We start from the raw sequence: 14175 nt of genomic DNA, 5'->3' as shown, positions 1-14175 counted from the left end.
TCGTTCGCCACAGTAGCTCGCAGGAAACTGGCATTAGGATGCGTGCGGCTTGTAAATGATGGAGTTTGCACATGAAGGCTTTTCTGCTCGGTTGCGCTGCAGCTCTCGTGATCGCATTTGCAGCAATGGCGCTCTTGGATCAGGTGCAGGAACCCGTCGCTCAGGCGTTTGCTACGACCGGTGTGCGCCTGTAAGACTGCCCGCCACAAGACGCGCCGGGGCGGCCGCTTGATGCTCGGCTACTATCTCCACGAGGTGAGGCGCGGGCTTCCATGACATCGCTACAAGGCGATCCCTTCGGAGTATTGACCGCGCCTCAAGGGCAGAATGCGATCAGGCACATCAAGAGTGGCACTTCTCCCTTTCAGTCGAAGTACGACGTTCAGCAACATTGGAACGCTCTTTGTCGGAGCGGTGGCTTGCGGCCTGTCACTCTATCGGTGAACGTTCGATAACGAGCAATCAACCTCGTCGCTCGATCGCACCCGGTGCGGCCTTGTTCTTACCTGTCTATGTTGTTGACGGTAGTCCTCCGGAGTTGCTGTTGCGCCAAACGCGGTCTGGGATGCGGCGTTCAGCGCATCCACTCGACGTCAGGACAATTGCCGCACGCATTCGTATCTACATCAGAATTGGAGATGATCATGCGCAGCATAGCATTGGTGATCGCATTCGTGATTTCGTTGACCGGCCTAGCATCGGCTCAGAAGGCCGAAATTGAAGCGATCAACACCAAATGGATTGAAATGTTCAACAAGGGCGACTTCTCTGGAATTGGGTCACTCTACAGCACGGATGCGACTGCATTCCCGCCCGGCTCTGCGATGGCGCAGGGCCGAGCAGCCATCGAGACAATGTGGAAAGGCATAGCGGAGCAAGTGGGCGATCCGAAACTTACCACCGTTGACGTTAAGCCACTTGGCCCTATGGCGGCACGCGAGATCGGCACCTTCGTGCTGAAGACCAAGGGACCGACACCACAGGAAGTGACTGGAAAATATGTCGTGGTTTGGGAAAAGGTCGGAAATGATTGGAAGCTCGCCACCGATATCTGGAACGAAGGCAAGTAGCATCGTTCGCAGGCCTGCTTCGCGTCAAAAGGTTCCGAACGTCAAGGCTGTTTCATTGGCACGAAAGGGCGGGCTCTGCAGGCTTGCGCCTAATGGATTTTTCTGGATCTCCCGGTGCACACGTCGTGCACACGAAAGCCGGAGTGCACACGCGTGGCGACCTACACACAATTGGCATCTGGAAACCGGCGTGTCCAAGTCCGGCGCAAGACCCGTTATGTGGCCGAGACGTTCCGGAGACGCAAGGATGGCGAAGAATGGGCGCTCGAAATGGAGCGCAACATTGACCGTAATGGATCGTCGAAGCCACGCGTGGTCCGGAACGTTCGCACGTCTGGCGATCTGATTGACTGCACGACCAAGACATGCGCGAGGTCGGTAAGCCCCCTCGCCGATCAAAAGCTGCTGTGATGGCCTAGCTCAAGACCGAACTCGGCAGTGTGAAGCTGCCCGCTCTCAACAGAGAGCGGCTGATCGAGTTCGGAAGAAAGCGCGCCAAGCTGGGCGCTGGCCCCGCGACACTGGCAATCGATTTGTCCTTCTCCGTACAATCATAACGCACGCCGCCGCCGTGCACGGTGTCGAGGTTTCAGCCGAGGAAGCCCGCCTTGCACGCGTCGCGTTAAGTCACCTCAATTTGGTTGGAAAGAGCAAACAGTGTGACCGACAGCCCACGCAAGACGAACTCGACGAGCTAATCAAATACTTTGAGACGACCCGCCGGCAATTCATACCGATGGGACGGATCGTCAGATACGCCGTGGCGACGAATTTGCGCTAGGAAGAGATCTGCAAATCCGAGTGGCCACTGGTTGACATGAAAAAACGATTGGTGGTCATTCAAGGCAGAAAGGATCCAAGGAATAAGGAAGGAAACGACCAGAAAGTCCCTTTGCTCAAACTAACCGGCTATGACGTGTGGGAGGTCGTGCTTCAGCAGCGGATTGTGGCTCGAGAATGTGGACGGATCTTTCCTCATAACCACAGATCCGTAAGTGCGGCATTCACCCGAGCATGCGATGAACTCAAGATCGAAGACCTGCACTTCCACGATCTGCGTCACGAGGGAACGAGCCGCGTGTTCGAAGCGGGACTTCCAATCGAAAAGGTAGCACTAGTCGCTGGCCACAAAGATTGGCGACAGCTCCAGCGCTATACCAATCTTATGGTAGAGGATCTTCTCAAGCTGCATTACGCGCAGCAGCCATCGATGGAAGAATTTATCGAGACGTTAGCTGCATGCTGACGATCGATACTGCTCGCGCCAACGCGCTCAAATGGCGACTGAGCCCTCGCTTTCACGGCGCTTATTGGCAGGTTGGTCTCAAAATCGGAAGACTAGCGAATTGGCGGTTCCTTGCCGAAATTCGCGTAATGAACCTGGCTGTTCTCTAATTCCGGGAGTGAGGTCAAGCTCTCCTTGAACATCCTTGCCGGGTCCATGGTTCTCTCCGCGGTAGGGGCGCGCCCTCCGCATGATGGCGTAAGATGACGTTAGCGGATCAATGTGTGTGAAGCGCGCTTTGCCCTATCGAGCACCGCAACGCCAGGGGCGATCTCACCACGCCAGCGTCCCGGCAGGGACGCTCGCTCCCGCTGTTCGGCGGGAACTCGTTATCCTTTATGCAGGCTGATCAGCAGCATCCCTTGATGACCATTTAAATTCGGTACCATCGATCCACATCCGATGCAGAATGACAGCAAGTTTTCGGGCAACCGCAACCTTGGCTTTGCGTAGGCCACTTCGTTTCGCAAGCCGAATACCCCACGCTTTGAGTGCTGACCATTTTGCTACGCGTGTCAGCAGCACATTGGCCGCCTCGTAGAGGTAACTTCGCAGCATCTTATCGCCGCATTTCGAGATTCGGCCCGTCCAGTCAATCTCCCCGGATGCGTATCGGCGAGTCGTTAGCCCTGCGTAGGCTCCGACGCTTCGTGACCTCTTGAAGCGAGCGGGGTCATCGATCGTCGCAAGGAAGCAAAGGGCCGTGACCGGGCCGACGCCAGGAGCCGTCATGAACCGTCGCACCTGAGCATTGTTGCGAGCCAGCCGCAACACCTTGCGGTCAAGGTCCGCAATCTGTTGCTCGACGGCCTCGCGTGCCTTCAGCAATGGATCGACCGCGGCAAAAAGCTCTGACCGTTCCTCGGCCAACTGCGCGGCGCGCACAGCAAACACATTCATCTTTGCTCGTCCGATGACGAGCCCAAGATTCTTGAGGAGCCCCCGGATTTGATTTTCGATATCCCGCTTGATCTTGACGAGCAGAGCTCGACTGACAAGAAGGGCTTTGGTCGCATGACTGTCGAGATCCTTGACGCAAACCTCCTTGTACCAACCACATTGCATGATGCGCGCAATGCCAGCAGCGTCATTTCGATCGCTCTTATTGATCTGCATCTTCAGAACCGCCTTCGCATGCCTGGCGTCAATGCAGATAACGGGTAACCCGATCTTATTCAGCTCGGTCCACAGCCATGTCGACGTTGCTCCGGTCTCGAGTCCAATCCGAACGACGTGTGACGTGTGCAATTTGATGTACGTCGCGATCGCCTCCGGGTCAGACGTAACCACCCCTTCGCGCTCGACCTTTCCTGTCCGATCGACGATGCAGATCGAAGTCAGTTTCAGTGACACGTCTAATCCGACATAGTGCTCCATTGCCTCTCTCCATCATTGCAAGGCCCTGGGGTAGGCCTCGTCGAGTCCTGGAGAGCTGATTCCCAGAGCCTGAGTATGGCTCCGAGCCCGGAATTACCCCATGTGTGAAAAGCCACGAGTCGGCTACGATTCCTCCGTTTCCTGATGGAGGGATACGGATGGGACGCTTCGTTGAAGGCGCGGACAGATCCCAGCTGACGCTCTTGCCGGACTGCCTGGAGGATTGGGTAAGTGAGGACAACGCGGTCCATGTGGTCGATGCGTTCGTCGAGGCGCTCGACCTGCATAAACTGGGATTTGAGCGTGTGATCGCCAAGGAGACGGGCCGGCCCTCCTATCATCCAGCGGTCCTTCTGAAGCTTTACATCTACGGTTATCTCAATCGGGTGCAATCCAGTCGCCGCCTGGAACGTGAGGCTTGCCGCAATATCGAGGTGATGTGGCTAATCGGCCGCCTTGCTCCCGATCACAAGACAATTGCCGACTTCCGGAAGGACAATGGCGCGGCGATCCGGAAGGTTTGCGCGAAGTTCGTTGCCCTATGCCGGCAAATGGGCCTGTTGCAGAATCCAAGCGTCGCAATCGACGGCAGCAAGTTCAAGGCAGTGAATAACCGCGACCGCAACTTCACGCATGCCAAGATGGCGAGGCGGATGGCCCAGATCGAGGAAAGTGTCGGTCGATATCTGCCTCAACTTGATAGCGCGGATCGGCAGGAGCCATCGGAAGCGATCAGCATCAAGACGACGAGGATCAAGGAAAAGATCGCGCGGCTGAAGCAGGAGATGAGCCGCCTGGAAGTGCTTGATGCGCAGATGCGCAACACGCCGGATCAACAGATATCGCTCACCGATCCGGATGCCCGTTCGATGGCCACCAGTGGACGCGGATCGGGTGTCGTCGGCTACAATGTCCAGATCGCGGTGGACACCGAACACCATCTGATTGTCACGCACGAGGTCATAAACGTCGGCAACGACCGAGGGAAGCTTGCTCGGATGTCGAAGCAAGCCAAAGAAGTGCTCGAAGTGGACAAACTCGAGGCGGTCGCCGACCGTGGCTACTTCGACGGAGAAGAGATATTGGCCTGCAAACACGCCGGCGTTGCAGTCACCTTGCCCAAGCCCATGACGTCGAACGCCAAGGCGGAGGGCCGGTTCGGCAAAGAGGACTTCGCCTACCTGCCTGATGAGGACGTCTACCGCTGCCCATCCGGCGAGCTGCTGCCCTATCGCTACACCAACATCGAGCACGGAATGACGCTGCGCCGTTACTGGTCGACAGCAGCGTGCCAAGGCTGCGCGATCAAGAGCCAATGCACGCCGTCGAAGGAGCGCCGCATAACGCGCTGGGAGCACGAGCATGTGGTCGAGGAGGTCCAGAGACGGCTCGATTGCAATCCCGACGCCATGCGGACGCGACGCGAGACGGTCGAGCATCCCTTCGGCACGATCAAAGCCCGTATGCGTGCGACACACTTCCTGATGAAGCGCCTACGGAATGTAGCCGCCGAGATGGCCTTGCACGTCCTGGCCTAAAACCTCACCCGGGTGACGAACATCGTCGGCAAACCGAGCCTGATTGCAGCTATCCGAGCCACCTGAAGGCGGGAAGTGCGTCAAAAAGCGACGCCGCCTGGCGCAATAGCCAACTTGGACGGCTACGCAGTCGATCCGACGCGAAAACATCGGCGGCCTGCAAAGATTGTCGACCACGGCCGTCTTTGAGCTGTGTTTCCACACAACCAAGCCAGACCGGACCGTTCGAAAAAGTGGTACCCTAGACACTCTGTTCGGCTTGGGAGATCATGTAAGGGCTAAGCGTGCTAGGGAGCCGTCATGGGCGTCGCAGGGTGGCTGCGGCGGCTTGGCCTCGAACAATATGAGGCGGCATTCCGCGACAATCAAATTGACGAAGCAGTCCTGCCGAATTTGACGGCGGAGGACCTGAAGGACCTTGGGGTAAAACTTGTAGGACATCGCCGGAAGCTACTCAACGCCATCGCGGGATTGGGCGCCGAAGCGGGAGCACTAACGGCAATATTCGACACCCCAGTTGCAAAGCACAAAGCCGCCAAAGACTCGGCTGAGCGCCGCCAGGTGACCGTGATGTTTTCGGACCTTGTCGGTTCGACCTCGCTCTCAGCACGAATGGACCCGGAGGATCTGCGCGAAATCATGTCGGCCTATCAGACGTGCGTTGCCGGTGCTGTGCGCCGGTTTGAGGGGTTTGTGGCGAAGTACATGGGCGACGGCGTTCTGAGGTATCCGAAGGCTCACGAAGACGACGCGGAGCCGTGCGCGCCGCACTGGAGGCAATTGCTGCGGTGGGCGCACTCAAACTGTCCGTCCCACTGCAGACCCGCGTTGGTATCGCGACCGGCCTGGTGGTTGTCGGCGATCTGATTGGATCGGGCGAGGCACAGGAGCGCGGCATCGTCGGCGAGACCCCTAACCTAGCTGCGCGCCTGCAAGGTGTGGCCGAGCCGAACACCGTTGTCATTGCTGAGGGCACGCGAAGGCTATTAGGGAATCTGTTTGAACTGAAGGACCTTGGACCACAGGAACTCAAAGGTGTCTCGCACCAAAGCAAAGCGTGGGCCGCCCTGCGCGCTTCTGCAGTCGAGGGCCGGTTCGACGCACTCCACGCGGGTGGACTGACGGAACTCATAGGGCGGAAAGCGGAACTCGACGTGCTACTGCGTAGTTGGTCAATGGCAACGACGGGCCATGGTCAAGTCGTGTTGCTTTCGGGTGAACCGGGAATTGGCAAATCACGCCTCACCGCGGCTGTGGTCGAACGACTTGCTTCCGAGCCGCACCCGCGCTTGCGCTATTTCTGCTCACCGCAGCATACGGACAGCGCGCTTTACCCGATCATTATCCAGATGGAGCGTGCGGCTGGGTTCGCGCATGACGACCCAGTACAAGCAAAGCTCGACAAAATAGACACACTGCTTGCGCAGACTTTGACGCCACGCCAAGACGCTGCGCTGCTCGCTGAAATGCTTTCCCTGCCGAACGACGGACGATTCCCCAGTCTAGAGCAAAGTGCGCCGCAGCGCCGGCAAAAGACGTTTGAGGCGCTGACGGCGCAACTTGAGGCTCTATCCAAACCAAGTCCGGTCCTGATGATCTTCGAGGACGCGCATTGGATCGATCCGACGAGGCTTGAAACACTCAGTCGTTCGGTCGTTCGCGTAAGAAACCTACAGGTGCTCCTGATTATCACATACCGACCCGAGTTCAACCCGCCGTGGGTCGCAAAGCCGTACATCAGCGCAATCCATCTAAACCGCCTCGGCGAAGATGAGAGCAAAGCCATAATTGGTCGCGCGACGCCACCTCAGACGTCGCCGACGCGCTGGCCCAACGCGCGGCCGACAGCGATGACGATGTCTCGGACGCCCTGCAGGGTTTCATCAGCGCCAATGCCACCAGACGGTTTGACATACAACTCGCGTGCCGCTCAAGGGCGCAGCCTGATGTTCCGGGAGGGCAAGCCGGCAGGCCCTGCGCCGCAAAACGAGCGCGAGCACTTCATCCGCTGCCCGGTTTGCGGCTCGGCGTCGACGGTGGTCCGACTTCAACGCCATGCGCATGACCAATCTGGCGCGGCTGCTGCGCGGCCGGCCCGACGGCATGCTCGTCGCGCCGTTCGATGGCGAGATCGGCACCAAGCTGTTCGGCGCCGCCGCCCGTATGGATCTCGAGGGCCTCGTGTCGAAACGGCGCGATCTCGGCAACAGCGCCGGCCGGTCGAAAGACTGGATCAAGATCAAGAACCGGACCCATCCGGCGATGTCTCGGGTTATGGACGCGTACAAATATCCTCGAACGAGCGAGGAGCATCCGGCAGCAACCGACATTCCAGCTTTCGCTACTGTCCCTAAAAAAAAAAGCCCGACCGCATCACGGTCGGGCTTAGTTGACTGGAATGGGTAGTCAGAAACCTCAGTACCTGGCGAGGCTCGCACCGCCAAAGATGTAATTCACGCCGACTCGAACTGTGTCGATGTGGCTGTCCGATTCGACGTGCCTGAAGGCGGCCGGGAAACCGGGATAGCCGAAGTCCCTCGAAACGTTGTCGAACTGCAGATGCTGATATTCCACCTTGGCTGTCCAGTTCGGGGCGAACATCCATTCGACACCGGCGCCGGCGCTCCATCCGTTGTTAAAGTTAGAAGCTGATGCAACCGCTCCCGTCAGAGGTGATGGGCTGGGCCCGCCAGGGCAGATGCCGCCGCCCGCAACAACGCACGTAATGGTCCGGTCTGTGCTGGTGTGGCTCCAAGCCCAACCGCCCGTTCCGTAGAGAAGGACGTTATTGATAACGTAGCCGATGCGGCCACGAACCGTTCCGAAGTCTTCTGTCTTTCCGAACGAAGATCCGCAACCCGTCAGGGTACAAGCAGTCGTAGTGCCTTTGATATCGCTGACGGAGCCATCAGCCTCAATGCCAATCAGCCAGTTCGGCGAAACCTGCCAGTTGTAACCAATCTGGCCACCGCCGAACACGCCATCGGCCTTGCTTGTCGTGGTGTCGAGTAAAACACCCGCCGCGCTGAAGGTGTCGTTGCTGGAGCGACCCCAGCCATATCCGACGTGGCCGCCGATATAAAAGCCAGTCCAGTTATAGACCGCGGCGGCAGGCATTGGCGGGGCTTTGGTGTAAGGACGCGCTGCCATATCCGCGGCAGTAGCGGGAGCCGCTAGGCCCAAAGCCATCACCCCGGCCGCGAGTACTAAAAGCTTTCTCATGCGAGTGTCTCCCCAAAATGGAATTCGAAAAAACGGCACGATGCCCACCTGTCTTAAAAACGTAACCTGTTCGTGCTCAGGTTGCTGTAGCTAGCTAGCCACACTCGCCGCCTAATTGGTCAGGCTTTCTCGATACTTTTCAACCGCTTAGTGGAACCGTAAGCACGGCAATGTGCAGAAAAGAGGCTGGGAGCCCAAATAGGCTTGGACAGCGATGCGCGGGGGTTGCCAGCCATCGTCAAACGCCCGGACGAAACCGTGCGGTTGCCGATTTCGCCGTTGCGATGATACCAGCGAGCAGCGATGGCCGGACTAGTTCGCCGCCTGCGGGATGAGCCTCGAAGGGCCGGGTCTCGAAACGGCGCGATCGGCGCGACAGCGGCGGGCCGACGAACTTGTTTGAGACTTCCGGCCTCGGATCGATTACCAGCCAGCCTTCAACGATTTTGCGGTGTCCAGATGTTTCTGCAACGTACCTATCTGGCCGGAAGCATATTCACCTGCCGCATCCTTACTTTGTGATGCCTTCTTGTACTCGGCGATGTCCTTTTGGTGGTCTGCTACCATGTGAGCCGCAAACATCTTATCGAAGCCAGCGCCGGACATTTTTGACATCTTGTCGTGGTCGGCTTTTTGCTTCGCATTCGGCCCGTTTGGTGCGTTCATTCCCAATCGTTGGGTAGCATCTAAAGCCTTTTGATTGGCGACGGCGTGGTCTGTGGAAAGCATTCTGCCAAATGACTTTACGGCATCGCTCTGGCCGTTCTGCTGCGCCAGCTCTCCCATGCTCACTTCAGCGAAGTTGCCCTCTATTGCCTTCTTGAGGAACGTTCCGCTTTGTTTATCCTTCGCAGATGCGCTGGCAACTGAGATCGCCATCAGGGTTGCTGTCCCGAGCGACACAAGCATTCTGTTCATCGGCAACTCCGCGGTTGTTCCTCGATGAACAATCCAGTTGTGGAAGAGGTTCCAATCGAAGTGGCGTTGGTGTCCTTCCGGCAGCGACGGTCTACTCGGCACACCAGTCCGCGCTCCGGTCCTATCCGCTCACCCGCTCGAATTGCAGAGCCGCCTCATTGGCCGCGATGTTCTCCTCGGCCTAATCGCCTAATCGCTGAAATCCCTCCTCGCATTCAGGTAGATGATAAGGCCCCGAAGCAACTTTGGATCTCCTTAGATCGAGATAAGGGGCGCTCAGCAGCAACTGCAAGATGTCCCGCGCAGCCATGTATTGCGCTGCGGGCCGGCTTCTCTCGTCCCGACTAACAGAACGTTTCCACATGGACCTGAAACAGACCACTGCCAGCCGCGGCCGCGCCGGTGGATCCAAAGATCAAACAGGGCAAAATCGCCGACAGGCATACCGTGAAATAAGCACCTGAATTAGACAGCATACATTACAAATCGACAGACCAACTTTCCGCTATCGTTAGAGTTCGAGCTCCGGTCGAAAATAGTTGAAGCTTAAAGCATCCGTCTGTACTCTAAGATCTTCGCTAGCGATCTATCTTGAATGCGACCGACATATCACGCGTCGCGGTCCCAACTCTTTCAAGCTCAATCTGCGCTGTTTCACGGAAAGCGTGAACTGAATGTCACCTTCCTCTACCGACAAGATCGGGCTCTTCATCGATGGAGCCAATCTCTACGCGACGGCAAAAACTCTGGGCTTCGACATCGATTACAAGCGCCTGCTGAAGGAGTTTCAGAGCCGCGGGACGCTGCTTAGGGCGTTCTACTACACCGCCATCATCGAGGATCAGGAGTACTCCTCGATCCGGCCGCTGATCGACTGGCTCGACTACAACGGCTACACCGTCGTCACCAAGGCGACCAAGGAGTTCATCGACGCCTCCGGCCGCCGCAAGGTCAAGGGCAACATGGACATCGAGCTCGCCGTGAACGCCATGGAGCTCGCCGAGCACATCGACCAGATGGTGCTGTTCTCGGGCGACGGCGACTTCCGCTCTCTGGTCGAGGCCGTTCAGCGCCGCGGCGTGCGGGTCACCGTGATTTCCACGATCGCCAGCCAGCCGCCGATGATCGCCGACGAGCTGCGCCGGCAGGCCGACGTCTTCACCGACCTCGTCGAGCTGCAGTCCAAGCTCGGTCGCGACCCGTCCGAACGCCCCGCCCCGCGCGATCGTGATGCGCGTGGACACATGCCCAAATTCTTGCAGGAACCGAAGGGAAACGACCCGCACGACTAGACTGTTGAGACCCACTTTGATGCAGCCCATTTCAAACCGTGAAGGCTGGTCGCGGGACGCCACTCCGATCTCGCCGATGCACGCGCCCAGCCCATTAAAACCAGATTGGAGGCGCGGCGCGAATGCTAACCTGCAATCCCAACACCTCAACGGGCGCTGCAATCGCCCGCTTGCGGCTCGACGGGCCTTCCGCAGGATCTGTGCATATCCTCCCGAACTGGCATGACAGTCGCGGGCAAGTCAGGCCAAGCATGGGCGCTTGAGTTTTGATTCCAGCGATGAAGCACGTCACCGAACGCCCTTTTGCCGATTTGGAAGTCGCTGCGCGGCAGCTCGTTCAGCTGGCTTCGGGCATCAAGGCAGTACAGGACGGCAGAATCCATCCGAGAAGATCTTCCTCTACACGCTCAAGGCAAGCGGCGCGGAGTTCGGCGCCGGCGGCCCCCGCATTACCCCCTGTCCAGAGCCGGAGCTGTCTCTGAGCCGCGCGACCTTGCCTTACTCGGCGGGGCTTCCTGCGGAACATAAAGCTGCGTTCAGAGTCTGCCCACGTAGTGGCGAGACGTGCCTATGACATCAAGACAAGATTCCGTCCGATGTCCCAAGTGCGACCGACCGACGCGGGTTATAGAGCGCATTTGGAACTCAAAGCCACCCGGCTTCCTCCGGATCTTCGAATGCGAATGCGGCGAGTTGGTCTGGGAAGAACAGCCACATGAGGACCTGGAGGCAGGGCCTTGAACAAGGCGCCCGCCCTACGCACGCCGACGGCCGGCAGATGAAAATCACTTTCGGCGAGATGCGCGAGATGGGCTTACGGCGCATCCTGATCCACTGCCATTGCGGTCATAACGTAGCTCTCAGCGCCGATCGGCAGGACGATGTTCGCCTGTCTGATATCGAGCCGCGTTTTTTGTGCGCTGGTTGCGCCAACCGAGGGGCTCAGGTCAGGCCGGATTTTAGCGGCAGGCCTCCTCAATTTGCGAGATCGAGCGCTCCTTGGTCTCCTCGTAAATTCTGACCGCCTTTTATCTTGCGTTATGGCGCTCATTTTAGACGCGAGCAATGATCCCTGCGGGAGTGGGGAATCATCATGGACGACGATCACCGCAGCGCCCGCGAACAGGCGAAAGAAGTTATCCGGAAGATACGGAGAGAAGCGGAACTGCTTAGGTCCGTGGTCGCCGGTACGCGGCAACAGATCGACACGAGCCGACAGCTTCTGTCCCAGGCTCCACCTCAAGCCAGGCCACCCCCTCCACCAAGGTGGCCTTATTGGCGCAGCTGGCTCATGATAGGGCGCGGGTCGTCCAGGAATTCTTGCGCCACTCCACGAGCTTCTAAGCGACGGCGCCGCTTGCGCGTTTGTTCAGCAACGAGGAGCTGCTGTGCTTGGCGCGTGATATCCTCATAGTTCTTCGCAACTTGCCGGAGCCCGGCTGCGGTGTCCGGAAACTCGCAATTATCGGCTTTGGTGTGAAATTCTTCGGCGCGCATCCGCCAGTACTTCGGGGAGTGCATTCGTTCCACGCCCATGGCCAATTCCTCGATTGAACCGTGGAAACCTAATCCAGGTTAAGTCTGCTGGTTCCCGGACGCACGCGAAAACAGCAAAACGTTACTGTTCTGGCCCGAATCTTTCGATCTTTGTTGCGCCTGCCCAGAGCTCAACAGCATGCCAATTGACAAGCTGCTTCGCACTTTTCCGGGCTGTCGCCTCATCGGGGACCACCAAGTCGACCCGAAGCTATGTGCCCGTCAGCCCCGATTACGTAAGCTCGATATTCGCCCATGGTCACGCAGTTGAATGCTTCGTCGAGGCCGGTTTAGCGCCGATCTAAAATGGCGGTACTATCAAATGAGACGCCCCGTAGTTTTACTGAGGACACACGCTGTCCCAACGCAGCGGCCCTTCACTTTTTGAAACCTTGCTGCTGCTGCCAAGTTTGCCCGATGCCCTTCCTAAAGGGCGCCCCGGATTGGTCCCAGTTCCTCCGCCCCATTGCCCCGGGAGCTGGGCTATATCCACGGCGCTTAGAGATGAATCTGGCCGCCGTACTTTGTAGCCATTAGTCGCGGCGGGCTGATTGCCAATGGAGGACAGTATTGTGCCCAAACAAAATTGCCTGATCGTACGTGCTGCCGGAAGACAATTAGATCTTTTACGCGGCGAAGCCTCCCGCATCGCTAAAAGCAATAACGCCGATTGGTGGATCGATCGCGCGGAAGTCGGAGCTCGTTTTTGCTTCGAGGATGTAAAGGCAAAAGAGTCATTCGCCCTCACTTGTGACAACTTCGGTATCCCTTGCCAAGACGGCTAGCCCGCAGTCGATGCTGTAAGCCGGCGGCGGGGCCGCACAACCATCATAGAAGTCCAGCGCTATTGCGGCTCCCGTGCTCGGAGGTCCGCACCTGATCCCAAGGACGGGAACCGAGCCCGTCGCGACTGCGCCGACAGCGGGCCATGAAGCAACGCACTGGCCGAGATGAGGACCAAGCTGTTCCCGTCTGAACTCGTTGTCACCCGCGCTGAGGCCATCGCACTGAGATCAGATTGCGCTGTGTACAGCGCGCCTAAATGGCGCGCGAGATCAGAACCAGCTGCGGTTATTTTGGAAGCACGCCTGTTTGGTGCGGTCCCAGATGAAATCCCCGCCGCCGCAGGGTGGACGGGGGCGAGAGGTCGCCGGGCATTCGTTCCGAACCTTGGCTCCCGTGCCCCAGCCGTCAACGACACATGCGCCACCGCTTGTCCTATGACAGCCCTCGCCACAGCCACCCGCTGCGCGTGCCCCACTAGCAGCACCAGCGAGAACCGTGGTCGCGAGGAGCATTCCTTGTAAGATTTTTATCACTGCCAGACTCCTGAAAGCGACTGATCCCGAGCGAGAAGGACGAGATAATAGCTCCTGCCGTGCCTCTTTGCTACGATCAGCGCGGCGCGAGGTCCCCGGCGCGCGCACGAACCGCGCGAGGGCTGCGCTCCCCAGTTCGAAGCTGTTGATCCAGCATTTTTTACGACCTCTGAAAAAGCGACTAGGTCAGCGCAGCTGCACTTTTCGAATCATCCACCTGTATGCGGACTGGGGGGACGTTCGGCTCCGGGTGCGCGTGTGAGCCACTTTTTCTCAGTCCTGCTCTTGCTGGCCAACTTGATGCTAACGCTATGTTTCGGCTTGGCAGCGTGGCGCGTTTCCGACGAGGGGACGCTGGTAAACCCGTAGCAATGGCCTAGGCTGGATGCAAACCTCGGCCTACTGACATATCCGCGTACCCCTCGCATTTTGATCTCGCGCGCTGCTGAGCGCAGGCGACCACCTGCCCCGCTATGCGCCGCGACGCTGCTACGCTCTCAAGGGGAAGGCGGTCCTGACGCATCTGACGTCTAGAGTGGGTCACAGGACTAAACCGCTCGCGCGGTAGGCACGACGGCCGGCAGCGCGGCTGAGAGGATAGCGCAACGAGGCGTCCTG

Annotated in this window: 12 protein-coding genes and 2 pseudogenes; 9 read left to right on the top strand and 5 right to left on the bottom strand. The window is 58.4% G+C overall.

Features of this window, described 5'->3' with window-relative positions; translation table 11 throughout:
- Positions 1-71 precede the first annotated feature (71 nt).
- The 3 genes from AC0L23_RS37335 to AC0L23_RS37325 all read left to right on the top strand — a co-directional run bounded on the left by AC0L23_RS37335 (position 72) and on the right by AC0L23_RS37325 (position 2316).
- Positions 72-194: a hypothetical protein gene (locus tag AC0L23_RS37335; RefSeq protein ID WP_446480995.1), complete on the top strand. Its 123-nt coding sequence runs from the start codon at positions 72-74 to the stop codon at positions 192-194.
- Positions 195-644: 450 nt separating this feature from the next.
- Entirely contained in the window at positions 645-1070 is a 426-nt protein-coding gene (locus AC0L23_RS37330; RefSeq protein ID WP_473358187.1) for a YybH family protein, read from the top strand.
- An 817-nt stretch (positions 1071-1887) separates the two neighbouring features.
- On the top strand, positions 1888-2316 hold the full coding sequence (locus tag AC0L23_RS37325) for a tyrosine-type recombinase/integrase (RefSeq protein ID WP_473358186.1): 429 nt from the start codon (positions 1888-1890) through the stop codon (positions 2314-2316).
- 375 nt (positions 2317-2691) lie between these two features.
- Here AC0L23_RS37325 and AC0L23_RS37320 read toward each other — a convergent pair whose 3' ends face one another.
- Positions 2692-3732 (bottom strand): IS110 family RNA-guided transposase, encoded by a 1041-nt coding sequence (locus AC0L23_RS37320; RefSeq protein ID WP_473358185.1) that lies wholly within the window; start codon positions 3730-3732, stop codon positions 2692-2694.
- A 158-nt stretch (positions 3733-3890) separates the two neighbouring features.
- On the opposite strand from AC0L23_RS37320, the pseudogene AC0L23_RS37315 reads away from it, so the two are divergent.
- The 4 genes and pseudogenes from AC0L23_RS37315 to AC0L23_RS37300 all read left to right on the top strand — a co-directional run bounded on the left by AC0L23_RS37315 (position 3891) and on the right by AC0L23_RS37300 (position 7676).
- A pseudogene (locus tag AC0L23_RS37315) lies at positions 3891-5336 on the top strand (IS1182 family transposase).
- Between the two features lie 234 nt (positions 5337-5570).
- Positions 5571-6137, top strand: coding sequence for a hypothetical protein (locus AC0L23_RS37310; protein WP_473358184.1), 567 nt, complete (start codon positions 5571-5573; stop codon positions 6135-6137).
- Positions 6029-6955, top strand: a pseudogene (locus AC0L23_RS37305) (AAA family ATPase); the annotation flags it as partial. The gene AC0L23_RS37310 and the pseudogene AC0L23_RS37305, both read left to right, overlap by 109 nt.
- Before the next feature lie 370 nt (positions 6956-7325).
- Entirely contained in the window at positions 7326-7676 is a 351-nt protein-coding gene (locus AC0L23_RS37300) for a hypothetical protein (RefSeq protein WP_473358199.1), read from the top strand.
- Positions 7677-7685: 9 nt separating this feature from the next.
- Here AC0L23_RS37300 and AC0L23_RS37295 read toward each other — a convergent pair whose 3' ends face one another.
- Together AC0L23_RS37295 and AC0L23_RS37290 are read right to left on the bottom strand one after the other, a co-directional pair.
- On the bottom strand, positions 7686-8492 hold the full coding sequence (locus tag AC0L23_RS37295; RefSeq protein ID WP_473358183.1) for an outer membrane protein: 807 nt from the start codon (positions 8490-8492) through the stop codon (positions 7686-7688).
- Between the two features lie 423 nt (positions 8493-8915).
- Positions 8916-9410: a DUF4142 domain-containing protein gene (locus tag AC0L23_RS37290; RefSeq protein WP_473358182.1), complete on the bottom strand. Its 495-nt coding sequence runs from the start codon at positions 9408-9410 to the stop codon at positions 8916-8918.
- Between the two features lie 674 nt (positions 9411-10084).
- Between AC0L23_RS37290 and AC0L23_RS37285 the strand changes: the two genes are divergently transcribed.
- Positions 10085-10702: a LabA-like NYN domain-containing protein gene (locus tag AC0L23_RS37285; protein WP_473358181.1), complete on the top strand. Its 618-nt coding sequence runs from the start codon at positions 10085-10087 to the stop codon at positions 10700-10702.
- Positions 10703-11974: 1272 nt separating this feature from the next.
- On the opposite strand, the gene AC0L23_RS37280 is transcribed toward AC0L23_RS37285, so the two are convergent.
- The gene (locus AC0L23_RS37280) at positions 11975-12238 is read right to left on the bottom strand and encodes a hypothetical protein (protein WP_473358180.1); all 264 of its coding nucleotides are present in this window, start codon (positions 12236-12238) and stop codon (positions 11975-11977) included.
- Positions 12239-12795: 557 nt separating this feature from the next.
- Between AC0L23_RS37280 and AC0L23_RS37275 the strand changes: the two genes are divergently transcribed.
- Positions 12796-13023, top strand: a complete 228-nt coding sequence (locus AC0L23_RS37275; protein ID WP_473358179.1) for a hypothetical protein — start codon at positions 12796-12798, stop codon at positions 13021-13023.
- Positions 13024-13293: 270 nt separating this feature from the next.
- Here AC0L23_RS37275 and AC0L23_RS37270 read toward each other — a convergent pair whose 3' ends face one another.
- Positions 13294-13536, bottom strand: a complete 243-nt coding sequence (locus tag AC0L23_RS37270) for a hypothetical protein (protein ID WP_473358196.1) — start codon at positions 13534-13536, stop codon at positions 13294-13296.
- Between the last annotated feature and the right edge of the window lie 639 nt (positions 13537-14175).

Source organism: Bradyrhizobium sp. MI1.4 (assembly GCF_055811315.1).
Note: the sequence above shows the minus strand (reverse complement) of the source record. Positions and strands in the feature narration are given on the sequence as shown.